This window comes from Pseudonocardia sp. Ae331_Ps2 (genome assembly GCF_001932405.1).
Lineage (GTDB): Bacteria > Actinomycetota > Actinomycetes > Mycobacteriales > Pseudonocardiaceae > Pseudonocardia.
Window position 1 is genome coordinate 1669088 of sequence record NZ_MCIM01000001.1, and the last position, 22165, is coordinate 1691252.

The following is a 22165-nucleotide window of genomic DNA, read 5'->3' on the forward strand; positions in this document are numbered from 1 at the left end:
TCGTTGCGGTGAACAACAGATGGGCACGGATCAGGATCACGGAACCGGGAGGGGGCGGTGTCGATGGCCACGCAGCGACACGATCAGGGGCGCGCACGGCACCGGAGCTTCGTCGCGATCGGGGACAGCTTCACCGAGGGCCTCGACGACCTGACCCCGGACGGCAGGGCACGCGGCTGGGCCGACCGCGTCGCCGAGATCCTCGCCGAGCGCCGCCCCGGCTTCGGCTACGCCAACCTGGCGGTGCGCGGGAAGGTGCTGGACCAGATCGTCGACGAGCAGATCCCGGGCGCCGCGGCGATGCGCCCCGACCTGATCACCTTCTGCGCCGGCGGCAACGACATCATCGGCTGGAGCTGCGACGTCGACGACCTCGCCGCCCGCTTCGACGCCGCGCTCGGCAGGCTGGTCGCCACCGGGGCCGAGGTGCTCATCTTCACCGGCTTCGACCTACGCCGGATGCACCCGCTCATCCGCAGGCTGCGGGGCCGGATCGCCTGCTACAACGAGGACATGCGGGCCGCCGCCGAGCGGCACGGCTGCCGCGTCGTCGACCTGTGGGCCATGGACTGCCTCGCCGACCCGCGGGCCTGGGGCCCGGACCGGCTGCACCTGGTGCCGCACGCGCACGAGCGGGTCGCCTGGCGGGTGCTGGAGACGCTCGGCGAGGACGCGCCGGACTGGCGCGGCCCGTGGCCGGAGCCGGCCGTCGAGCCCGCGCCGTGGACCGCCCGGCAGGCCGAGGACCTGCGGTGGGTCACCCAGCACGTGATGCCGTTCCTGCGCCGGCGCCTGCGCGGCACCAGCACCTGGGACGACTACCACGCCAAGCGTCCTCAGCTGGCTCCGCTGCAGGACGCCTGAGCCGTACGTCGTCGTCCCGCGGTGCTCCCGCGGGACGACGACGTCGCGGTGCGCGGTGGGCCGCTCAGCGGACCGGGGTGTGGTCCCGGGCCGCGATGTAGGACGGCCGCGGCCGCGGTGCCGAGAACGGCGCGACGCACGCGTTCTCGACGCTGTTGAACACCAGGAAGATGTTCGACCGCGGGTACGGCGTGATGTTGTCGCCGGAGCCGTGCATGCAGTTGGAGTCGAAGAACGTCGCCCCGCCCGCGTCGCCGGTCATCATCGTGATGCCGTGCCGCTCGGCGAGCTTGGCGATCGACCGTGCGTCGGGCGTGCCGATCTTCTGCTCCTTCAGCGACGTCCGGTAGTAGTCCTCCGGCGTCTCGCCCACGCAGGACACGAAGGTCCGGTGCGATCCGGGCATGATCATGAGGCAGCCGTTGAACGGGTGATTGTCGGTCAGCGAGATCGAGCAGCTGACCGCACGCGGGCCCGGCATGCCGTCCTCGGCGTGCCAGGTCTCGAAGTCCGAGTGCCAGTAGAACCCACCGCCGCCGAAGCCGGGCTTGTAGTTGATCCGGCTCTGGTGGACGTAGACGTCGGAGCCGAGGATCTGGCGGGCCCGCGAGAGCACCCGCTCGTCGCGCACCAGCCGGCCGATCGCCTCCGAGATCCGGTGGACCTCGAAGATCGAGCGGACCTCGTCGGAGGACTTCTCGACGATGCAGCGCTCGTCGGCGCGCACCTGTGGGTCGGCGGCGAGCCGGTCCAGCTCGGCCTGGTACTCCGCGACCTCCTCGGCCGTCAGCAGGCCCGGCACCTGCACGAAACCGTCGCGCTCGTGCGCCTCCAGCTCCTGGGCGCCGAACATGCCCGCGCTCGCCCGGTCGCTCCAGACGGTGGGCTCGGCGCGGTCGATGAAGACCGGTGTGTTCGAGACGCGCGTCGGGTAGCGGTCACCCGCGGCGCGCACGAGACGCGGTTCGTTGCCGACCAGTGCGGTCATGGACCCTCCTGTGAGTCGCTGTCGGTTCGGTTCCCTTCGAACGGGTGTCGTATGAACGACCGCGAGGGGCGTTCCCGCTGTAACACAGCGGAAACACCCCTCGCGGTGTGATCTCGGAACGGAGGTTCAGTCCTCCGTGACCAGCGGGTACACGCCGTTCTCGTCGTGCACCTCCCGGCCGGTGACCGGCGGGTTGAAGACGCACACGCACTTGATGGTGGTCTTCGGACGGAGCTGGTGCTTCTCGTGGCCGCTCAGCACGTAGATCGAGCCCGGCTTGAGCTGGTACGTGACGTCGTTGTCCTTGTCGTACAGCTCGCCCTCGCCCTCGGTGATGAAGACGGCCTCGATGTGGTTCGCGTACCAGAAGTCGTTGATCGTCCCGGCCTGCAGGGTGGTCTCGTGGACCGAGAAACCGACCTTGTCGTTGGCCAGCACGATCCGCTTGCTGCGCCACTGGCCGTTCTCGGACTCGACGTCCCGATCGGTTCCGGTGATCTCGTCGATGGTGCGGACGATCATGTGGGTATCAGCTCCCGATGACGGTGCGGACGGACTCGCCGATGATCGCAAGACCCTCGTCGAGCTCGTCGTCGGTGGTCGTGAGCGGCGCCAGCAGCTTGAGGACCTCGTCGTTCGGACCGGCGGTCTCCAGCAGCAGGCGGTGCTCGAAGGCCTTCGAGGCCACCTTCTCGGCGAGCCCCTCCCCCTCGAACTGGATGCCCCGCGCCATCCCACGGCCCTTGGTGAACATCTCGGTGCCCTGGTTGTCACCGATGATCTTGTTGAAGGCCTCCTCGACCTTCTCGCCCTTGCGCAGCGTCTCCTTCTCCAGCGTGTCGTCGGTCCACCAGTTGCGCAGCGTGTGCGTGGCGGTGACGAACGCGGGGTTGTTGCCGCGGAAGGTGCCGTTGTGCTCGCCGGGGCCCCACTGGTCGTACTCCGGCTTGATCAGCACGAGTGCCATCGGCAGGCCGTAGCCGGAGATGGACTTGGAGATCGTGACGATGTCGGGCTGGATGCCGGCGATCTCGAACGAGAAGAACGGACCGGTCCGGCCGCAGCCCATCTGCACGTCGTCGACGATCATCAGGATGCCCTTGCGGGTGCACAGGTCGCGCAGCCCCTGCAGCCACTCGATACGGGCCGGGTTGAGCCCGCCCTCGCCCTGCACGGTCTCGACGATGACCGCGGCCGGCTCGTTGAGGCTGGATCCCGTGTCGTCGAGGACCTTCTCGAACCACAGGAAGTCGGGCATCTTGCCGTCGAAGTAGTTGTCGAACGGCATCGGCGTCGAGTGGACCAGCGGGATGCCCGCGCCACCGCGCTTCATCGAGTTGCCGGTCACCGACAGCGCGCCCAGCGTCATGCCGTGGAACGCGTTGGTGAAGTTGATCAGTGCCTCGCGACCGCTGATCTTGCGGGCGAGCTTCAGCGCGGACTCGACGGCGTTGGCGCCGGTCGGGCCGGGGAACTGCACCTTGTACTGCAGGTTCCGCGGCTTGAGGATGATCTCCTCGAAGGTGGTGAGGAACTCGCCCTTGGCCGAGGTGTACATGTCCAGGCCGTGGGTGATGCCGTCGCGCGTCAGGTACTCGATGAGCGGCTTCTTCAGCACCTCGGGGTTGTGCCCGTAGTTCAGCGCGCCCGCGCCGCCGAAGAAGTCGAGGTAGGAGTTGCCGTCGACGTCGGTCAGACGGCTCCCCTTCGCCGTGTCGAAGACGACGGGCCAGTTGCGGCAGTAGCTGCGGACCTGGGACTCGAGATCCTCGAAAACGGTCATGTGTTCTCACCCTTGTCTGCTGCGATCGGGCCGATGAGATAGAGGTTCTCCGGCTCGTGGGAGTCACCGAGCAGATCGGGACCGAACAGGTCCTCCCGCTCGATGGTGGTGTCGTGGCGCTCGGCGAACTTGGTGAACAGCCGGATCGACGAGGCGTTGTCCGGCGTGATGGTGGTCTCCATCCGCTCGGTGCCGCCCACGGCGACCGCCTGCTCCCAGACGGCGTCCAGCATCCGACCGGCGAGGCCCGCCCCGCGTGCCACCGGGTCGACGCACACCTGCCAGATGAACAGGGCGCCGTTCTCCGGGCGCAGGTAGCCGGTCACGTATCCGACGGCACGGCCGTCGTCGCGCCGGGCGATGACCGAGGTGCGCGCGAAGTCGCGACACCACAGGATGTAGGCGTAGCGGGAGTTCACGTCCAGCGTCCGCGACTCCACCGCCAGCCGCCACATGTCCACCCCGTCCGCCGGGACCGGGGAGCCGATCTCGTACGTATGGTCACCGTCGGCGTCGGCCGCCGGGCCGGATGCGCCGGTCGCGGCGTCTCCGTCCGGAACCGTGGACGCCCGAGGAGGAGCCTGTTCGGGAGCGGTCATGACTGGCGAGGTTAGTGCCGTCGGGCGCTCGATGCAGCCGCTGACGACGGGCGGCGACCCCCGGAGCCGTGATCCACGTGATCGGTGCCACAATGGGCGCTGACGCCGCGACACCCGGTGTCCGCCCTGGAAGACACCGTGATCACCGGTCCGTCCGATCGGTTTCGGGACCCGGCCCGGGGCGGCCGGAGGTCTCGGACGTGGCGCTCACCACGCTGCGCCACCACCCGGCCGCGCGTTCGGCCAATCGTGCGGATGCACTTGCATCTGCACCGCTGTGGGGTGACGATGGCTACTCCGTCGAACCGTGCCCGGAGGAGCTGTCGTGTCGGTGACACCCGCCAGTACGCGCCCCGTGGCCGTGGTGACCGCACCGGACGAGAGGCAGACCGTCACGGTCACCTGCGCCCGGGACAGCCGCAGCCACGTCGTGGCGCAGGCGGTCCTGGCCGACTCGCTCGCCGCCGGGACCGGCCACTGCACCGCGCTCTGCGGGCACGTGGTGCTGCCGGCGTCGCTGGCCTCACCGCCCGGGGACGGATGCCTGCTGTGCGCCGAGACCTCCGGGGCCGGGCGTCGTGCCCGCCGCCGCGGACGGATCGGCTTCGGGCGCTCGGCCCGCGCCGCCTCCTGAGCGCCGCCGCCGACCGCCGTCCACAGCCGGTCCGTTCCCCTACCGCCGGCCGGGCCCCGACCCGCGCCGGTGGACCCGCCGACGCCGGGCCGACGCGGGGTTCCCGGCCCGCCGGTCAGCGCCCGCCGGACACGTCCAGCACCGCGCCGGTGACGTAGCTGGCCTCGTCGGACAGGAGCCAGGCGATCGCCGTCGCCACCTCGTCGGGGTGACCGGCCCGGCCCATCGGGATCGACGGCGCCATGCGCTCGATCCGCCCCGGCTCGCCGGCCCTGGCCTGGAAGTCGGTGTCGAGCAGGCCCGGCCGGACGGCCGCCACCCGGATCCCGTCCGCGGCGACCTCCTTCGCGAGCCCGACGACGAGCGCCTCGACCCCGGCCTTCGCGGCCGCGTAGTCGTTCCACTCGCCGGGCGAGCCGAGCACCGCCGCGCGGGAGGTGACGTGCACGAGCACCCCGCCGGCCCCGCCGTAGCGGGTGGACATGCGGTGCACCGCCTCGCGCGAGCAGAGCAGTGCCGCGCGCAGGTTCAGCGCGACGACCTCGTCGATCCGGGCGTCGCTCATGTCCTCCAGGCGCTGCCGCGAGGGGGCACCGCCGGCGTTCGCGACCACCCCGGTCAGCGGCGACGGCAGGGCCGCCGCCGCGTCGAACAGCTGCTCGACGCCCTCGGTGCGGGTGACGTCCGCGGCGACCGCGGCAGCGTTCACCCCGGCCGCCCGGCACTCCGCGACGACGGCCGCGGCGTCCTCCGGCGAGGCCCGGTGCCCGACCAGGACGTCCTGGCCGCGTGCGGCCAGCAGCCGGGCGGTGGCCGCGCCGACCCCCCGGCTGGCCCCCGTCACGAGCACCGTCATGCGTCGTCCGTCCTGCGGCGTCAGGCCCGGTGGGTCTCGGGGCCGGGCTCGGGACGGGCGGTGGCCTCCGCCGCCCCCGGCTGCCGGTTGCCGGGGTCACGGACCTCGGTGTCGGCCCGGGTCGCGCCGCCGGGGCCGATCTCCCCCGGGCGCTCGTCGTCGTCGCGCAGGCCGCGCATCTCGCTCTTCAGGATCCGGCTGGACCGACCGACCGACCGCGCCATCTCCGGGAGCTTCTTCGCGCCGAACAGCAGGACCAGCACGACCAGCACGATCAACCAGTGGGTGGGGCTCATAGCTCCCATGACAGCCTCCTCGCTCGCCGACGGAATCAACGAACCATCCTCCGCCGGGGTTCCCTCTCGCAAGGACAGCCTCCCACGGCACACGGAATCTGATCATTCGGTCACTCACCGTTGATCCGTCGACACCGATCGGGTTTGGATGACGGTGACACCGCGGGCGGCACCGGTGCTGCCCGGGCACGAAGGAGCTGATCCGTGCAGCCGTCCGCACTCGCGGCCCCGCAGGAGCTCGACCCGGTCGACCTGACGCGCTACCCGGTGCACGAACCGGGCTCGTCCGGCTGGGAGGACGCGGTCCGCCGTGCCCGTGCCCAGCTCGCCGCCGACGGCTGCGCGGTGCTCCCCGGGTTCGTCCGGGCGTCGTGGCGGGACCGGCTGCGGACCGAGGGCGAGGCGGTCGCCCCGCTGGCGCACCACGAGACCGCCGTGGTGAACGTCTACAACACCGACCCGGACCCCACACTGCCCGCCGACCACCCGGCGCGGGTGCGGATGGAGCGGGGCAACGCCTTCGTCGCGCGGGACCGGATCCCGGCCGCCGCCCTGATCCACCGCCTCTACCCGCAGCCCGCGTTCCGCGCGTTCCTCGCCGCCTGCACCGGCGTGCCCGAGCTGCACGAGCTGGCGGACCCGCTGGCCGGGCTGTGCCTCAACGTCGTCGGCGACGGCCGGTCGCACCCGTGGCACTTCGACACCAACGAGATCGCGATCAGCCTGCTCACCCGCGCGCCGGAGGCCGGCGGGGTCTTCGAGTACTGCCCCGACATCCGCGACACCACCTCGGAGAACACCGCCGACGTCGCCGAAGTCCTTCACGGGAGGGGCGGCGCCCGGGTCCGACGGCTGGTGCTGCGCCCCGGTGACCTGCAACTGTTCCGCGGCCGGTACTCACTGCACCGGGTGACCGAGGTGCGCGGCGAGACCGCCCGGCACACGGCGATCTTCTCCTACAGCACCCGCCCGGGGGTGGTCGGCAGCGCGGCCCGCACCCGCCAGCTGTTCGGGAGGACACTGTCCGAACACGGGGGGTCGCGCGCCGTGCGCGTCGACGGGCTGCTGGACTGATGGGCGTGACCACCACGTTCGCGGCCGACGACGACCTGCCGAAGGTGCCGCTCCCGACGCTGTCCGCCTCGGCCGAACGCTTCCTCGAGTGGTGCGCCCCGCTGCTCACCCCGGACGAGTACGCCCGCACCGAGACCGCCGCCCACGAGCTGCTCGTCGAGGGCGGCCCGGCGTCGGTGCTGCAGGCCGACCTCGAACGCTTCGACGCCGGCGCCCACAGCTGGCTGGACGCGTTCTGGCCGTCGCGCTACCTGGGCCGGCGTGACCGGATCGCGCTCAACGCGAACTTCTTCTTCCTGTTCGGGCCGGGCACCACCACCGACCCCTGCGAGCGGGCCGCGCAGCTCACCGTGGCCGCCCTCGGACACAAGGCCGACCTCGATGCCGGGACGTTCCCACCGCTGGTCAACCGGGGCGTGGCGCAGTCGATGGACCAGAGCCGCCACATCTTCTCCACCACCCGCATCCCGGGCGACCCGCAGGACACCGTCCGCACCCCCTACAGCGACGACTGGCCGGGTCCGTCCACCGAGCGGCACGTCGTGGTGCTGCACCGCGGCCGGATCCACCGCCTCGACGTGATCGGCGAGAACGGGGCGGCGCACACCGCCGGGGAGATCGCGGACGCGCTGCGGGAGATCCGCGAGGCCCACCCCGAGCGGGCCGCCACCGGCGACGCGGTCGGCGCGCTGACCACCCTGGCCCGGGCCGAGTGGGCCGCGGTGCGGGACCGGCTGACCGGGCTGGACCCGGCCAACGCCGAGGCCGTCGACCTGGTGGAGCGGGCGCTGCTCGCGGTCTGCCTGGACGAGACCGACCCCGCCGACGAGGAGTCCGCCGCGCGGACCCTGCTGGCGGGGGACTCCGGCGACCGCTGGTTCGACAAGGCGCTGTCGATCGTCGTGCTCGCCGACGGCACCGCCGGGGTCAACATCGAGCACTGCGAGCTCGACGGCACGACCGTGCTCACCCTGGTCGACGCCATGTTCGCCGACCCGGTCGAGGTGCACGCCGAGCGGATCGGGACCCGCCCGCAGGGCACTGCGCCGCACGGCGAGCTGCGGTTCGTCCTCGACGACGACCTGCGCGCCACCGTCTCCCGCGCGCACGACGAGTTCGCCGCGTTCCTCGACGCCACCGCCACCGAGCTCGTCGCCTTCGACGACTTCGGCGCGGACGACGCGAAGGCCCTCAAGTGCTCCCCGGACGCCTTCGTGCAGGCCTGCTACCAGGTCGCGCACCGGCGGGCCAAGGGCGTCACCGGCGCCACCTACGAGTCGATCGCGACCCGGCAGTTCCGGCGCGGCCGCACCGAGGCGATGCGGGTCGTCACCCCCGAGATGGTCGCGTTCGTCGACACGATGGGCGACCCGCAGGCGTCCGACGCCGACAAGGTCGAGACCTTCCGGGCCGCCGCCGCGGCCCACGGGGCCCGCGCGAAGCAGTGCCAGCAGGGCGACGCACCCGAGCAGCACCTGTGGGAGCTGGACTGGATCCGGCGTCGCCGCGGGGCGGAGCTGGGCGTCACCGAGCAGCTCGCGGTGTTCGACTCCCCCGGCTGGACGATCATGCGCGACGACTGGCTGTCGACCAGCTCGGCGCCGTCGGACAACATCCGGTACTTCGGGTTCGGCTCGACCAGCTCGCGCTGCATCGGGGTCGCCTACGTGCTGCTGCCCGACCGCTTCCACGTGCACCTGTCCACCCCGGCCGACCAGGCCGAGGGGATGCACGCGTTCGCCAGGGAGCTGCGGGCGGCGGTGACCGAGCTGCGGAACCTGCTTGCCTGAGCGGGTTCACTGGTGGGGTGGAACGTGTTCTCGTCACCGGCAGTTCCGGCCACCTCGGTGAGGCGCTGGTCCGCACCCTGACCGGTGACGGGGTGCCCGTCGTCGGCCTGGACCGGCGGCCCTCGCCGTGGACCGCGGTCGTCGCGTCGCTGACCGACCGCGACGCCCTGCGGTCGGCGTTGCGGGGGGTCACCCACGTCCTGCACACCGCGACGCTGCACAAGCCGCACGTCGGCTCGCACAGCAGGCAGGACTTCGTCGACACGAACGTGTCGGGCACCCTCGCGGTGCTGGAGGAGTCCGCCGCCGCGGGGGTGCGGGGCGTGGTGTTCACGTCCTCGACCAGCGCGTTCGGCCGTGCGCTGGCCCCGGCACCGGGCGGGCCCGCGACCTGGATCGACGAGACCGTGGTGCCGCGGGTCCGCAACGTCTACGGAGCCACCAAGACCGCCGCCGAGGACCTGTGCGAGCTGGCCGCGCTGGACCCGGGGCTGCCGGTGGTGGTGCTGCGGACCTCGCGGTTCTTCCCCGAGGCCGACGACCGCGACGACGTCCGCGCCGCCCACGACGACACCACGCTCAAGCTGGTGGAGTTCTGCCACCGGCGGGTCGACGTCGCCGACGTCGTGTCCGCGCACCTGGCCGCGGCCCGGCGGGCGCCCGAGCTCGGGTTCGCCCGCTACGTGGTCAGCGCGCCGTCGCCGTTCCGCCGGTCCGACCTCGCCGAGCTGGGCAACGACCCGGCCGCGGTGCTGGAGCGGCGGGCCCCGGCGCTCGCCGCGCTGCTGGCCGAACGCGGCCGGCCGGTCCCGCCGGTGGACCGCGTGTACTGCCCGGACCGGGCGGTCGCCGAGCTCGGCTGGACCCCGATCTGGGACGTCGACGCTGTCGTCGCGCGGGTGCGAGAGGGCGGGCCGCCCCGCAGTCCGCTGGCCGACGTCGTCGGGGCGAAGGGATACCACGATTCCCCGACCGGGGTGTACACCCGGTGATTTCACCTCGCCGGACCGGGTGACTGTAGGTCGACAGGGCTAACGCCGTGGGTACATCCGGCGGTAGACGTGACACAGCACGTGTCGCCGACCGTGACGCCGTACCCCGGAGGTCCTGCCATGACCGGCCCGCAGCACCGACCCAGCCCCGGCCCACGCGGTGCCGACGCCGACCGCGCACGGCCGTCGCCGCGGCCGCGGCACGGGTTCGACGACCACGAGTTCCCCGAGGACTCCTACCAGGGGGACTCCTACCGGGAGGACTCCTACCAGGGCGGCGGCTACCCGGACCTGCGGTCCTCGCGGCCGGTGGAACGGGCGACACCCACCGACCCGGAGGGCTTCGGCGAGCTGTACGGCGGGACCGGGCCGCAGCCGACCGTCGGGCGCGGCGGGTACGCCGCACCGATGCGTTACGAGGGCTACGGCGCCCCCGTGCAGGCCGGCGGGTCGCAGACGAGCGGTGACGGCCCCGATGACGGCGGGTACGACGGCGGGTACGACGCGTACGCCCGGGCCGCGCACCGCATGCCCGAGGAGCCGGCCACCCCGGCCCGGGCCGCCTACGGCGAGTACGGCGACCCCGAGTCCCGCGGCGGGACCTCGATCGACGGCGGCCCGCCCTACCCGGCCGCCTCGGAGCAGGACGACACCGCCCGGCACGATGCGGACCGCCACGATGCGGGCCCGCACGACACGAACTGGGACGACACGAACTGGGACGACGCCGCGCCGACCGCGGCGCCAACCGCTGCCTCGGCCGCCGCGTACGGCGGGGACGAGCGCCCCGTCCACGGGGAGACGGGCGGCACCGCGGTCGCCGAGCGCACCGCCGTCGGGACCGGGGCAGGGACGGGGGCCGGGGCCGTTCCGGTGCCGCGGTCCCCGTCGGAGTCCGGCGGGCGTCGTCCGGCGACGGTGGCCGAGGCCGCCGCGGCCCGCTTCGGCGCGTCCGCCCGGACCGCCGACCCGGCCCGGGCCGGGCTCGCCGAGCGGACCGGTCCCCCGGCCCGGGCGGCCGCACCGGCGGGACCGGGCGTCGAGGCGACCGGTCCGGTCACCACGACGCGCCGCCCGGCGACCGCGGCGGCCGTGCCGGCCCCGGTGACCGTGGCCCGGGACGGGACCGCGCTCACCGTGCTGCGGGTCGTCACCTACGTGCTGGTGTCGCTGTCCTGTCTGGTGTTCCTGGCCGGTGCGGTCTACGGGCTCGTGGCGTTCCTGGAGCTCCGCGGGGCGCTGGGCACCTCGCCGCTGTTCGGGGGCGGCACCCCGTTCGGGAACTGAGGTCGTCCGTCGTGCCCGACCGTGGGTCGACGGCGGTGGGGTCGGTGCAAGCGACGTAGCCGCTGTCAGGCGCGGGACAGGACCTCCCACAGCCGTCGCGCGAACGCCGACGCGTCCTCGACGAACCCGACGTGTCCGCCCGGGAACGTCTCCGGTGGGCGGCCCAGCCCGGCCGCGAGGGCCCGCGAGGTCAGGTCGCACAGCTGCCCGGCCGAGGCGTCGCCGATCCCGACGGCGATCCGGGCGTGGCGCAGCCGGTCCAGGTCGGGGGCCCACCGCACGGTCTCGCGCATCTCGTGCAGGAAGAAGTGCCGCTCGTCGGCGGTCTGCCGGGCGGTCGCGTCGTCGCCCGCCGCGGGCAGGGCGGTGCGTTCGGGCACCTCCTCGGGTGCCACGGCCGGCAGTCCGGCGGAGGCCAGGAAGAGCCCCCAGGCCGCGGCAGGGCCGTGTTCCCGGTAGGTGCGGACGATCTCGTCGGTGGCGGTCCGGCGCTCGTCGGCGTCGGGCAGCAGCTCCTCCAGCGGCGGTTCGTGCGCGACGACGGTCCCGACGAGATCCGGGCGCTCCTGGGCGAGCGCGAGTGCCACGACCGCCCCTCCGCTGGACCCGAACACCGTCGCCGGGCCTCCGCCGAGGTGCTCGACGAGCGCGGCGAGGTCGGCGGCGCGCACCGCCACCGGGGAGTCGGCGTCCGGGTCCTCGACGACGCTGCGACCGGTACCGCGCGGATCGAACGTGACGACGGTGTGGTCGTCGGCGAACAGCGACGCCAGCGGCCCGAACGGTCCGGCGCCCATCGGCGACCCGGCCAGGACGAGCAGCGGGCCGGAGCCGCGCACGTCGAAGGTGATGCGGGCACCCGGCCGGTCGAGCAGGTCGGTGCTGACGGCGGTCGACATGGCGGCTCCCCTGCTCGGTGGACGTGCCCCGCCGATCCTGGCCGCCGCACGGGCCGGTGTCACCGCCGTAGGCTGGAACCGACTCCGACGGAACGGACGAAACCCCCTGTGAAGACCCGCATCGCCCCCGCTCTGGGTGTGCTCCTCGTGCTGGCCCTGCTCGTCGGCGGGCTCGTGTGGTTCGCCGGGAGCCGCGGGTTCACCGCCGACGACCTGCGCGACCTGGTCGACCCGCCCCCGCCGGAGCAGTGCGACCAACCCGACCCGACGACGTCGGGCTGCCTCACCCCGTCCGCGCTGCGCCTGCACGACGCCCTCGTCGAGCGGTTCGGCGAGCCCGGCCCGTCGGCACCGGTACGGGCGATCACCTGCTGGTCGGAGCATGCGTGGAACCCGTCGAGCGACCACCCCGCCGGACGGGCGTGCGACGCGTTCCCGGCCGGCTACGGCGACTTCCCCGCCGGGCAGGACCTGGAGGACGGCTGGGCGGTCGCGACCTGGCTGCGCGAGAACGCCTCCGAGCTGCGGGTCCGGTACGTGATCTGGCAGGGCCGGATCTGGTACCGCGGCACCGGGGACTCCGGCGAGGGCCGGGAGAACTGGGGCAGGCCCTACGACGGCGGCGGGGTCTACGACCCCGCCGACGCCACCGGCGGGCACTTCGACCACGTCCACGTCAGCGTGCGCCGGTGACGCGACCCGCCCGCGCACGCGACTGAGCAGGTGTCGGAGCAGGTGTCAGAGCACGTGCTGGCCGTACATCTCCCCCAGCGGGTCGGCGATGAGTTCGATGCGGGCGCCGTCGGGGTCGCGGAAGTAGACCGAGACGCCCGAGTGCACCTCGTGCTCCACCCCGGCCTCGGTGAGCCGGGCGACCAGCTCGTCCCAGCGCTGCGGCTCGACGCTGATCGCCATGTGGTGCAGCCCGCCGAGGACCTCGGCGTAGGGGCCGACGTCGAGGCCCGGGAAGTCGAAGAACGCGAGCAGGTTCCCGTTGCCGATGTCGAAGAAGAAGTGCGAGGAGCCGGGGTAGTCCCGGTTCTCGATCAGCTCGGTGAGCGGGAAGCCCAGCACGTCCTGGTAGAAGCGCACGGTCCGCTCGACGTCCGAGCTGACCAGGGCGGTGTGGTGCAGTCCGCGGGCGGTCGAGGTCGGCCGCTGTCCCGCCGGCTTCAGGTGGGCGGCGCGGATCCGGTCGCGTGCGGCGTCGAGGGCCGCGGTGTCGGTGCCGGTCGGGGTGCCGGTCGGGGTCGAGGTGTCGGTGGAGGTGCTGGTCTCGGTCATCGTGGTCAACCCTTCAGCAGTGCGGTGAAGTCGGGGACGTCGTCGAAGACGTCGGTGCGGGTGGCGGCGGGCCGGGCCGCGACGGCGGCCGCCAGCTCACCGGCGGCCCGCTCGACGCGGCTCTCCAGTGTGGTGCCCACCTCGGTCGCACCCCAGTCCTCGGGCGCGGCGAACACCGCGGTCGGCACGGTCGCCGCCCGCAGGTACGCGAACAGCGGGCGCATCGCGTGCTCGAGTGCCAGCGAGTGCCGCGCCGTGCCGCCGGTCGCGGCGAGCAGCACCGGGGTGCCGGTGAGCGCGTCGCGGTCCAGCACGTCGACGAAGGTCTTGAACAGGCCGCTGTAGGACGCCGAGAAGATCGGCGTCACGGCGACGACCGCGTCCGCGGCGGCCACGGACTCCAGCACCGGCGCCAGCGCGGTGTTCGGGAAGCCGGCGACCAGGTGGTCGGCGAGGTCGCGGGCGTGCTCGCGCAGCTCCACGACCTGCACCTCGGTCTGCTCGCCCCGGTCGGCCAGGGCGGTCGTGACCGCGGCGGCGAGCCGGTCGGCCAGCAGCCGGGTCGACGACGGCGTCGACAACCCGGCGCTGAGCACGACGATCCTGCGTGTGGTCATCACGCGACCTCCTGCTTCTCCTGCGTGCTCTTCTCCTGCGTGCGGGCGGCGGCGTCGCGGGCGGCGACCAGCGAGGCGTGGGTCGGCGCGTCCGGGACCCCGGGCGCACGCAGCGCGGCGAACTCCTTGCGCAGCACCGGCACGACCTCCTCGCCCAGCAGGTCGAGCTGCTCCAGCACGGTCTTCAGCGGCAGGCCCGCGTGGTCGATGAGGAACAGCTGGCGCTGGTAGTCGCCGACGTACTCGCGGAAACCGAGGGTGCGCTCGATGACCTGCTGCGGGCTGCCGACGGTCAGCGGGGTCTCACGGGTGAAGTCCTCCAGCGAGGGCCCGTGCCCGTAGACCGGGGCGTTGTCGAAGTAGGGCCGGAACTCCCGCACCGCGTCCTGGCTGTTGCGACGCATGAACACCTGTCCACCGAGGCCGACGATCGCGCGGTCGGCCGGTCCGTGACCGTGGTGCTCCCAGCGCTTCCGGTAGAACTCGACCATCCGCTTGGTGTGCGACGCGGGCCAGAAGATGTGGTTGTGGAAGAAGCCGTCGCCGTAGTACGCGGCCTGCTCGGCGATCTCGGGGCTGCGGATCGAGCCGTGCCAGACGAACGGCGCGACGCCGTCGAGCGGGCGCGGGGTCGAGGTGAAGCCCTGCAGCGGGGTGCGGAAGCGCCCCTCCCAGTCGACGACCTCGGTGTCCCAGAGCTTCCGGAGCAGTGCGTAGTTCTCGATCGCGAGGTTGATCCCCTGCCGGATGTCCTGGCCGAACCACGGGTAGACCGGGCCGGTGTTGCCGCGCCCGAGCGTCAGGTCGACGCGCCCGCCGGCCACGTGCTGCAACATCGCGAAGTCCTCGGCGATCTTCACCGGGTCGTTCGTGGTGATCAGCGTGGTCGCGGTGGACAGCTGCAGGGTGCTGGTGACACCCGCGAGGTAGCCGAGCGTGGTCGTCGGCGACGAGGAGAAGAACGGCGGGTTGTGGTGCTCGCCGAGGGCGAAGACGTCGAGACCGACCTGCTCGGCGTGCCGGGCGATGGTCAGGACGTCCTGAATGCGCTGCGCCTCGGTCGGGGTGGCGCCGGTCGTCGGGTCCGGCGTGATGTCGCTGACCGAGAAGACTCCGAACTGCACGGCTTCCTCCAGTAGTTGATCCGTCATCTACATCCTGCGCCAACATGGATGACGCGTCAACTATTCCGGTACCCTGCAGCCGTGACACGGTGGCTGGACGAGCGCGAACAGGCGGCCTGGCGAGGGCTGCTCCGGATGCAGGCGCGGTTGCACGCCGAGCTGCACCGGCGGCTGCAGGCGGACTCGGGGCTCTCGCTCGCGGACTTCGACGTGCTCGTCGCGCTGACCGACCGGCCCGACGAGCGGTGCCGCGCGATGGAGCTGGCGGGCCTGCTGGACTGGGAGAAGAGCCGGCTGTCGCACCACCTCGCGCGGATGCAGAAGCGCGGCCTGGTCGCCCGCGAGGAGTGCGACGACGACGGCCGCGGCAACTACGTCGTGCTCACCGGGGCGGGCCGGGCGGCGATCGAGGCCGCGGCGCCCGGGCACGTGGAGACCGTGCGGGAGCTGGTCTTCGACGCCCTCTCCGACGACGACGTGACCGCGCTCGCCCGGATCACCGCCGCCGTGCAGGCCCGGCTCGACGGCCGGGCCCCCGCCTGACCGGCCCGCGACACCGGCCGGTCCCGGTCCGCGGCCGCGCCCCCGGGACATCCGCCCACCGCGTTCCGCGGAACGCGGACCGAGGGCGTGACACCGCGTTCCGCGGAACGCACGACGGCCCGCACCGGCGTCACCGGTACGGGCCGTCGTGAACGGGACCGCGGGCGGACCAGCAGGTCAGGGCACCAGGATGGCGCGTCCCCTGACCTTCCCCGCGTCGAGGTCGTCGAGCGCGGACTGGAAGTCGTCCAGCGCGTACTTCGTGGTGTGCAGCGTGACCCGCCCGCGCCCGGCCAGCTCCATCAGGTCGCACAGGTCGTTGTAGGAGCCGACCAGGTTGCCGACCACGTTCACCTCGGCCGAGATCAGGTCGATCGTCGGGACGTCGACGTTCTCGCCGTAGCCGACGACGTGGTAGTCCCCGGCGCGCCGCGTCATCGCCAGGCCCTGCGCGGTGGAGCCGCCCTCGCCGACGAAGTCGATGACGGCCTCGGCGCCGTTCCCACCGGTGCGTGACAGGACCTCGTCGACCTGGCCGCCGTCGGCGACGATGCCGTCGTCGGCGCCGATCTCCAGCGCCAGCTTCACCGCGTCCGCGTTGCGGTCGAGCACGACCAGCCGGGCCGGGGTCAGCGCCTTGAGCACCTGGATGCCGATGTGACCGAGCCCGCCCGCACCGATGACGACGCACGTGTCGCGCGGACCGAGACGCCGCGAGGCCTTGGCGGCCGCGTGGTAGGCGGTGAGCCCGGCGTCGGCGAGCGCGGCGACGTCGGCCGGCTGCAGCGACGGGTCGAGCTTGACCACGCTGCGCGCCGAGGTGCGCAGGTACTCCGCGTACCCGCCGTGGGTGTCGATGCCCGGGAACGCCGAGGCGGTGCAGTGCACGTCGTCGCCGGAGCGGCAGGCGCGGCACAGCCCGCAGGTGGCGAGCGGGTGCAGGATGACCCCGTCGCCCTCGCGGACGTGGGTCACCGCGGAGCCGACGGACTCGACCCAGCCCGCGTTCTCGTGGCCGATCGTGTACGGCAGCGCGACCTGCGACTTCTCCGCCCACTGACCCTCGAGGACGTGGAGGTCTGTGCGGCAGACGCCCGCTCCGCCGATCCGCACGACGACGTCGAACGGGTCGGCGACCTCCGGCTTCGCGACCTCGGTCAGCTCCATCGGCCGGTGGTAGCCGACGACCTGTACTGCTCTCACGGACGGGTTCCCTTCGTGGTGTCCCCGGAGACGGACTCCGGGTAGCGGGTCTTCAGCAGCCCCCGGCAGAAGTGGGCGTTGCCCTCGATCGAGATCCGCACCGACCGGGCCATCCGCAGCTTCAGCGGGACCTGCTCGGCCGGGTACGGGACGCCGTCGTGCCCGACCAGGACCGGCAGGTGCCCCGCGGTGCCCAGTCCGAGCGTGACGCGGCGACGCAGCAGCGCGTCGGTGGTCGGGCCCGCGGGCAGGTCGGCCAGGGTGACTCCGTGCAGCGTCTCCGGCGCCCGGTCCGGGTCGCGGCGCAGCAGCCCGGTCAGCGAGCGCTCCATCGCGGCGGCGTGCGCCTTGCGCCGGAAGGTGACCCGCAGCTCGTCGAGGTCGGACTCGGCCTCGTGGCGGAAGGTGCCCTTGTAGCCGGCGTCGGCGGCCAGCCCGGCGTTGATGAGGTCGGAGTCGTGGTGGTCGTCGAGCTCGACGGTCACCGCGGTCGTCCAGTCCAGCGCCGTCAGCACGTCCTTGGCGTCGGAGCACATCAGGTAGGCGAAGTTCGGCGCGCAGAACGCGGTGGGCAGCCGCAGGTGCACGGTGACCCGGCCGCCGTCGACGTCGAGGGTCCGCACGAACTCCAGGTCGGTGATCGGCTCGTCCAGCTCCGGGTCGACGACGGCGTCGAGCGCCCGCCAGGCCTGCTCGGCCCGCGTCGCGTGCGCGGTCAGGGCCGGCGCGCTCACGAGGCCACCGGCACTTCCTGCGGGGTCTCGTCGCGGAGCGCCAGCTCGGCGGGGACCTCGATGTCGTAGATCTTCGCGGCGTTGAGGCCCAGGATCTTCTTCTTCTGGGCGGTGGTCAGCGGCGCGTACTCGGACAGCTCCTCGGGGATCTGGAAGTCCACGAAGCGCTCGACCAGCCAGCGCGGGGTCCAGATGGCGTAGTCGCTGGAGAACTGGATGCGGTCCTCGCCCAGCCAGTACAGGAGCTCACCCAGGATTTGGCCGAAGTACTTGGGCCGGGTGTGGATGAACGGCATCGCGACGGCCAGACCGGCGTGCACGTTCGGCTCCTGGGTGGCGATCCAGCAGAAGTCCTCCAGCCGCGGCAGGCCGCAGTGCTCGACGACGAAGTTCAGGTCGGTGAAGTCGGTGGCGACCTTGTCCACGTCCGCGACGTCGAACGCGTCGCGGTCCAGCGGGCGGATGGTGGGGCCCTTGTGGATGTGGATGTTGCGGATGCCCAGCTCCTGGGCCGCCTCGAGGTACTTGTAGGACCAGTGGTCGTCGAGCTTCCAGCCGCGGGACTCGCCGTGCCACTCCGCGGTGTAGAGCTTCACGCCCTTGAGCCCGAAGCGCTTCGCGTCCTCGCGCAGCTGCCGCAGGCCCTGCTCGCCGTTGCGCGGGTCCCAGTGGTGGTTGTAGGTCAGCTTGTCCGGGTGGGCCTGGGCGAGGGCGAAGGCCTCCTCGGTCTGGCCGAACCCGTTGGCGTAGAACTCGCCCAGGTACGCGGGCTGGAAGACGGCGTGGTCGACGTGGCCGTCGGCGAACAGGTCCTTCATCAGCCGCTCGCCGCCCTGGTAGAGGTAGTCCTCGTAGGGCCACACCTCGGACTCCGGGCTGAGGTTGCGGTGGTAGTCGTAGAAGCAGTCGATGAACTGCTTGCCGTGGATGTTGCGCTGGTTCTCCGGGCGCGCGTCCCACAGCGCCACGTGGGCGTCCACGATGAAGTAGGACTCACCGTTCTTCGAGTACATCGTCGTCCCTCTCAGGTCGCGGCGAGGTGGTGGGCACCCCGCGACTGCGCGGGCCGGTGGGGTCCCGCGTCGGCACCGAAGGTAGGAACCGGCGGGCGGCGGCAGTGGTGACCGCCGTCTCAACCTGAGACGAGACGGTGTCGCGTCGGCGTCGCAGGTGTGACACCGTCGTGAGCAGCAGGTACGAGGAGGTACGCGCGATGGGGCAGTCCTTGGCTCCGGCCCGCATCTCGGCGTCCTGGGCACGCAGCGAGACCTACGGCGCCCCCACCGAGGTGGTCGACCCGGCGTACACCGGCACCGTCGACGACGAGTCGCTGTTCGCCCGCTGCGGCGGCGAGGTGCTCGCCGGGCTGCACGAGGGACTGCCCGGCGAACCGATCTCGCTGATGCTCACCGACGCCGACGGGATCGTCGTCTCCCGGCTCTGCGACGAACGGGCCCTGGTCGACGCGCTCGACCGCACCTACCTCGCCCCCGGCTTCGCCTTCGGCGAGCGGGAGGCGGGGACCACCGGGCTCGGCCTGGCCCTGGCCGACCGGGTCCCGTCGCTGGTCCGCGGCGACGAGCACTACTGCACCGGGCTCTGGGGCTACACCTGCGCGGCCGCCCCGGTGCTCGACCCCGTCGACGGGTCTCTGCTCGGCAGCATCAACCTCACCACCTGGTCGCAACGCTCCGACGGGCTGCTCCTGGCGCTCGCCCGCACCGCGGCCGGGCAGACCTCCGCGCTGATGCTGGCCCACGGGCGGGGCGCGAGCCCGCGGCCGGCGCCCCGCGGCGAGGTGTTCCGGGTCGCCCCGCAGCCCACCGGCGGCACCGCCGAGCTGGGCCGCAGCTGGACCACCGCGCTGGACGAGGTGCGGGCGGCGCTGCGCGACGGCGCCCGGGTCGGGGTCGTCGGCGAGCCAGGCGTGGGGAAGTCCGCGCTGCTCGCGGCGGCCCTGCGCACCGTCGCGCCGCGGCACCGGGTGCTGCACGCCCGCCCACCGGCGGCCGAGGACGCGGTGTCCTGGCTGTCGCTGTGGTCCCCGGAGCTGGGCAAGGCCGACACCGCGGTGATCGCGGGCCGGGTGCACGAGCTGCCCGCGCCCGTCGCGACCCGGCTGGCGGCGCTGGTGCGGTCGCTGCCGCACGCGGCGCTCAGCGTCACCGCGCGCGACGTCGGGACGGTCCCGGAGCCGCTGTCCCGGATGCTCGACGTCGTGGTCGAGCTGCCGCCGCTGCGGCACCGGGCCGAGGACGTCCCGGCACTGGCCGCACACTTCACCCGCGACGGCGTCACCTTCACCGACGCCGCCGCCCGCGCGCTGCGGACCTACAGCTGGCCGGGCAACGTCGAGCAGCTGCGCCGCACGGTCCGCGACGCCGCGGCCCGCAGCAGCGTGGTCGACGTCCGGCACCTGCCCCCCGAGCTGCTCGCCACCCGCTCCGGCTCGCTCACCCGGATCGAGTCGCTGGAACGCGACGAGCTGGTCCGCTGCCTCACCGAGCACGGCATGAGCGTCACCCGGGCCGCGGAGACGCTGGGGATCAGCCGGGCGACGGCGTACCGGCGGGTGCAGCGCTACGGGATCGCCACCCTGCGCTGAGCGGCCGCGGCACCATCGGTGCCGTCATCCGAACAGGTGACGCGCTCACCGGACCGGTGCTACCGGTGGCCGTGCTCACGGCCGCCGCGGGTCCTTCGGACCTGCCGATCCCGGCCGGCGGTGGGACCATCGGTGTGCCGGGCAACGACGCCCCGGGAGACCCGGCGGCCGGCCCGGCCACGGGACTCGACACCGCCACCCGACGACGCCGTCACACCCGGTGACGAGGAGCCCGCGTCGCGCGACGACGGCGGGGCGCCCGCCGCCCGGTGCGGCAGACAGGGCACCATTCGGTGGAGGACCTGATGGGAGGCGTTCGTGTTCGGACTCACGGACACCGTGGCCGCACTGCTGGCCGCGATCCCTGCTGCGCCCGTTCGGTCGCTCCTCGTGATCGGGGTCGGGGCATTCCTCGAAGGTCCGATCGTCACCGTCGCCGCGGCCGCGCTCGCCGGGGCCGGGCAGCTCCCCTGGTGGGGTGTGTGGCTGGCCGCGCTCGTCGCCGACGTCGTCGGGGACACGGCGCTCTACGCGCTCGGCCGCAACGGCGACCGGCCGGCCGTCGCCCGGGTGCTGAACCGGCTGGGCCTGACCGAGGAGCGTCGCGAGGTCCTGACCCGCGAGGTCCACACGCACCTGCCGCGGATCGTCATCGGCGCCAAGCTCGTCGACATCGGCGCGATCCCGGCCTACCTGGCCGCCGGGCTGTCCAAGGTCGGCTACCGCCGCTTCCTGGCCTGGATCGTCCCCACCACCGCGGTGCGCGCCGCGGTGCTCGTCGGGATCGGCTACGCGGCCGGGGACCGGCTCGCCACCGACCTGGAGTCGCGGCCCTGGCTGCTCGTCGTCGGCGGGATCGCCGTCGGGCTGTCCCTGGTGCTCGGGCGCACCGCGATCGTGCGGGCCACCGGCTCGCGACGCCGCGCCGACGCCCGGTCCTGACCGGGTCGCCCCCCTCGCGCCGAACGTCCCCGACGTCCCGGGCCGCCTCCGGCGTGTCACCGCGCCTCGGCGGCCCGCGGCGAGCACCGTCCGGAGCGGACGGCCGGACCACGGGGAGGACCACGCGGTGAGCACGTTGACCTGGGCCGAGGCGATCGTGATCGGGGCGATGCAGGGCGTCGCCGAGCTGTTCCCGGTCTCCAGCCTCGGTCACAGCATCCTGCTGCCCGCCGTCATCGGCGGGCAGCAGGGCGGCCGACCTCGACGTGAGCGCGCCGCGGTCGCCGTACCTGGCGTTCGTCGTGGGCCTGCACGTGGCGACCGCACTGGCCCTGATCGTGGCATTCCGCGCGGACTGGGTGCGGATCGTGCGCGGGCTGGTGACGTCGGTGGCCCGCCGCGAGGTCCGCGACCCCGACCAGCGCCTGGCCTGGCTGCTGGTGCTCGCGACCGTCCCCGTCGGGCTGGCCGGGCTCGCACTCGACCGGGTCTTCCGCACCTACCTGGCGCTGCCCGTCCCGACCGCGCTGTTCCTCGTGCTCAACGGCGCCGTCCTGCTGGTCGTCGAGCACCTGCGCCGGCGCCCCGCTCCGGTCGCGCCGACGGCCGTCGGCGGCGAGCCGGGCACCGTGCTGCTCGCCACCGAGGTCGCCTCCGACCACCGCATCGCGCGGCTCCGGGTGCGTGACGTGGTGACCGTCGGCGCGGCCCAGATCGCCGCGCTCGCCCCGGGGATCAGCCGGTCGGGGTCCGCGATGACGGCCGGGCTGCTGAAGGGCCTCCCGCACGTCGACGCGGCACGGCTGTCGTTCCTGCTCGCGACGCCGGTCATCCTGGCCGCGGGCGTGCTGAAGCTGGGTGACCTCGCCGGTCCGCTCGGGGACGGCATCCGACCGCAGATCCTGGTGGGGAGCCTGCTGTCCGGGCTCGGCGCGTACCTGTCGGTGCGGTTCCTGTCCCGGTACTTCGAGACCCGCTCGCTGCGCCCGTTCGGGATCTACTGCGTGGTCGCCGGGCTCGCGTGCCTGCTGTGGTTCACCCTCCGCTGACG

General features: G+C 73.2%; 23 protein-coding genes and 1 pseudogene. 11 read left to right on the top strand and 13 right to left on the bottom strand.

Going from position 1 to position 22165, the window contains the following annotated elements:
- Positions 1-63 precede the first annotated feature (63 nt).
- A complete protein-coding gene (locus tag Ae331Ps2_RS07860) occupies positions 64-864 on the top strand; it encodes an SGNH/GDSL hydrolase family protein (protein ID WP_075329821.1) in 801 nt (266 codons plus the stop codon).
- A 64-nt stretch (positions 865-928) separates the two neighbouring features.
- On the opposite strand, the gene thpD is transcribed toward Ae331Ps2_RS07860, so the two are convergent.
- From thpD to ectA, 4 genes are all read right to left on the bottom strand, one after another.
- The gene (thpD, locus tag Ae331Ps2_RS07865; protein ID WP_075309784.1) at positions 929-1852 is read right to left on the bottom strand and encodes an ectoine hydroxylase; all 924 of its coding nucleotides are present in this window, start codon (positions 1850-1852) and stop codon (positions 929-931) included.
- A gap of 126 nt (positions 1853-1978) precedes the next feature.
- Positions 1979-2374 carry an ectoine synthase gene (locus Ae331Ps2_RS07870; RefSeq protein WP_020625166.1) on the bottom strand — a complete coding sequence of 132 codons (396 nt, stop codon included), beginning with the start codon at positions 2372-2374 and terminating at the stop codon, positions 1979-1981.
- Positions 2375-2381: 7 nt separating this feature from the next.
- Entirely contained in the window at positions 2382-3635 is a 1254-nt protein-coding gene (ectB, locus tag Ae331Ps2_RS07875) for a diaminobutyrate--2-oxoglutarate transaminase (protein WP_020625167.1), read from the bottom strand.
- On the bottom strand, positions 3632-4234 hold the full coding sequence (gene ectA, locus Ae331Ps2_RS07880) for a diaminobutyrate acetyltransferase (RefSeq protein ID WP_083695334.1): 603 nt from the start codon (positions 4232-4234) through the stop codon (positions 3632-3634). The genes ectB and ectA overlap by 4 nt, the downstream gene beginning before the upstream one ends.
- A 325-nt stretch (positions 4235-4559) precedes the next feature.
- Here ectA and Ae331Ps2_RS07885 point away from each other — a divergent pair, with 325 nt between their 5' ends.
- Entirely contained in the window at positions 4560-4868 is a 309-nt protein-coding gene (locus tag Ae331Ps2_RS07885; protein WP_139318902.1) for a hypothetical protein, read from the top strand.
- Between the two features lie 115 nt (positions 4869-4983).
- Here the strand turns inward: Ae331Ps2_RS07885 and Ae331Ps2_RS07890 are convergent, their stop codons facing one another.
- Complete coding sequence (locus Ae331Ps2_RS07890; RefSeq protein ID WP_075309782.1) at positions 4984-5724, bottom strand: SDR family oxidoreductase; 741 nt, start codon at positions 5722-5724, stop codon at positions 4984-4986.
- A gap of 20 nt (positions 5725-5744) precedes the next feature.
- The gene (gene tatA, locus Ae331Ps2_RS07895; protein ID WP_233147675.1) at positions 5745-6020 is read right to left on the bottom strand and encodes a Sec-independent protein translocase subunit TatA; all 276 of its coding nucleotides are present in this window, start codon (positions 6018-6020) and stop codon (positions 5745-5747) included.
- Positions 6021-6224: 204 nt separating this feature from the next.
- Here tatA and Ae331Ps2_RS07900 point away from each other — a divergent pair, with 204 nt between their 5' ends.
- From Ae331Ps2_RS07900 to Ae331Ps2_RS07915, 4 genes are all read left to right on the top strand, one after another.
- The gene (locus Ae331Ps2_RS07900; protein ID WP_075309778.1) at positions 6225-7094 is read left to right on the top strand and encodes an arpA protein; all 870 of its coding nucleotides are present in this window, start codon (positions 6225-6227) and stop codon (positions 7092-7094) included.
- Positions 7094-8884, top strand: a complete 1791-nt coding sequence (locus Ae331Ps2_RS07905) for a choline/carnitine O-acyltransferase (RefSeq protein ID WP_075309776.1) — start codon at positions 7094-7096, stop codon at positions 8882-8884. Before Ae331Ps2_RS07900 ends, Ae331Ps2_RS07905 begins: the two co-directional genes overlap by 1 nt.
- A 17-nt stretch (positions 8885-8901) precedes the next feature.
- Positions 8902-9876 (top strand): NAD(P)-dependent oxidoreductase, encoded by a 975-nt coding sequence (locus Ae331Ps2_RS07910; protein WP_075309774.1) that lies wholly within the window; start codon positions 8902-8904, stop codon positions 9874-9876.
- A gap of 120 nt (positions 9877-9996) precedes the next feature.
- Positions 9997-11163: a hypothetical protein gene (locus Ae331Ps2_RS07915; RefSeq protein ID WP_075309772.1), complete on the top strand. Its 1167-nt coding sequence runs from the start codon at positions 9997-9999 to the stop codon at positions 11161-11163.
- 65 nt (positions 11164-11228) lie between these two features.
- Here Ae331Ps2_RS07915 and Ae331Ps2_RS07920 read toward each other — a convergent pair whose 3' ends face one another.
- Positions 11229-12062, bottom strand: coding sequence for an alpha/beta fold hydrolase (locus tag Ae331Ps2_RS07920; protein ID WP_075309770.1), 834 nt, complete (start codon positions 12060-12062; stop codon positions 11229-11231).
- 108 nt (positions 12063-12170) lie between these two features.
- Between Ae331Ps2_RS07920 and Ae331Ps2_RS07925 the strand changes: the two genes are divergently transcribed.
- Positions 12171-12755, top strand: a complete 585-nt coding sequence (locus Ae331Ps2_RS07925) for a hypothetical protein (protein ID WP_051050082.1) — start codon at positions 12171-12173, stop codon at positions 12753-12755.
- A gap of 45 nt (positions 12756-12800) precedes the next feature.
- Here the strand turns inward: Ae331Ps2_RS07925 and Ae331Ps2_RS07930 are convergent, their stop codons facing one another.
- From Ae331Ps2_RS07930 to Ae331Ps2_RS07940, 3 genes are read right to left on the bottom strand one after another with little or no spacing between them, the layout of a single operon-like run.
- Positions 12801-13346 (bottom strand): VOC family protein, encoded by a 546-nt coding sequence (locus Ae331Ps2_RS07930; protein ID WP_020622880.1) that lies wholly within the window; start codon positions 13344-13346, stop codon positions 12801-12803.
- Positions 13347-13351: 5 nt separating this feature from the next.
- Positions 13352-13963: a CE1759 family FMN reductase gene (locus Ae331Ps2_RS07935; protein ID WP_075309768.1), complete on the bottom strand. Its 612-nt coding sequence runs from the start codon at positions 13961-13963 to the stop codon at positions 13352-13354.
- Positions 13963-15087, bottom strand: a complete 1125-nt coding sequence (locus Ae331Ps2_RS07940; protein WP_020622882.1) for an LLM class flavin-dependent oxidoreductase — start codon at positions 15085-15087, stop codon at positions 13963-13965. Before Ae331Ps2_RS07940 ends, Ae331Ps2_RS07935 begins: the two co-directional genes overlap by 1 nt.
- Positions 15088-15168: 81 nt before the next feature.
- Here Ae331Ps2_RS07940 and Ae331Ps2_RS07945 point away from each other — a divergent pair, with 81 nt between their 5' ends.
- Positions 15169-15630: a MarR family winged helix-turn-helix transcriptional regulator gene (locus Ae331Ps2_RS07945; RefSeq protein WP_043277153.1), complete on the top strand. Its 462-nt coding sequence runs from the start codon at positions 15169-15171 to the stop codon at positions 15628-15630.
- A 177-nt stretch (positions 15631-15807) separates the two neighbouring features.
- Here Ae331Ps2_RS07945 and Ae331Ps2_RS07950 read toward each other — a convergent pair whose 3' ends face one another.
- Genes Ae331Ps2_RS07950 through Ae331Ps2_RS07960 form a run of 3 tightly spaced genes read right to left on the bottom strand, consistent with a single transcriptional unit; the run spans position 15808 to position 18580 of the window.
- Positions 15808-16833 (bottom strand): NAD(P)-dependent alcohol dehydrogenase, encoded by a 1026-nt coding sequence (locus Ae331Ps2_RS07950; RefSeq protein WP_075309766.1) that lies wholly within the window; start codon positions 16831-16833, stop codon positions 15808-15810.
- Positions 16830-17567 carry an iron-sulfur cluster assembly protein gene (locus tag Ae331Ps2_RS07955; RefSeq protein WP_083695336.1) on the bottom strand — a complete coding sequence of 246 codons (738 nt, stop codon included), beginning with the start codon at positions 17565-17567 and terminating at the stop codon, positions 16830-16832. The genes Ae331Ps2_RS07950 and Ae331Ps2_RS07955 overlap by 4 nt, the downstream gene beginning before the upstream one ends.
- The gene (locus Ae331Ps2_RS07960) at positions 17564-18580 is read right to left on the bottom strand and encodes an amidohydrolase family protein (RefSeq protein ID WP_075309764.1); all 1017 of its coding nucleotides are present in this window, start codon (positions 18578-18580) and stop codon (positions 17564-17566) included. The genes Ae331Ps2_RS07955 and Ae331Ps2_RS07960 overlap by 4 nt, the downstream gene beginning before the upstream one ends.
- Before the next feature lie 170 nt (positions 18581-18750).
- Here Ae331Ps2_RS07960 and Ae331Ps2_RS07965 point away from each other — a divergent pair, with 170 nt between their 5' ends.
- The 3 genes and pseudogenes from Ae331Ps2_RS07965 to Ae331Ps2_RS07975 all read left to right on the top strand — a co-directional run bounded on the left by Ae331Ps2_RS07965 (position 18751) and on the right by Ae331Ps2_RS07975 (position 22163).
- Complete coding sequence (locus tag Ae331Ps2_RS07965) at positions 18751-20172, top strand: helix-turn-helix domain-containing protein (RefSeq protein WP_233147676.1); 1422 nt, start codon at positions 18751-18753, stop codon at positions 20170-20172.
- Between the two features lie 318 nt (positions 20173-20490).
- Positions 20491-21114: a DedA family protein gene (locus Ae331Ps2_RS07970; protein WP_020622889.1), complete on the top strand. Its 624-nt coding sequence runs from the start codon at positions 20491-20493 to the stop codon at positions 21112-21114.
- A gap of 127 nt (positions 21115-21241) precedes the next feature.
- Positions 21242-22163 (top strand): annotated as a pseudogene (locus tag Ae331Ps2_RS07975) (undecaprenyl-diphosphate phosphatase).
- The last annotated feature ends 2 nt before the right edge of the window (positions 22164-22165 follow it).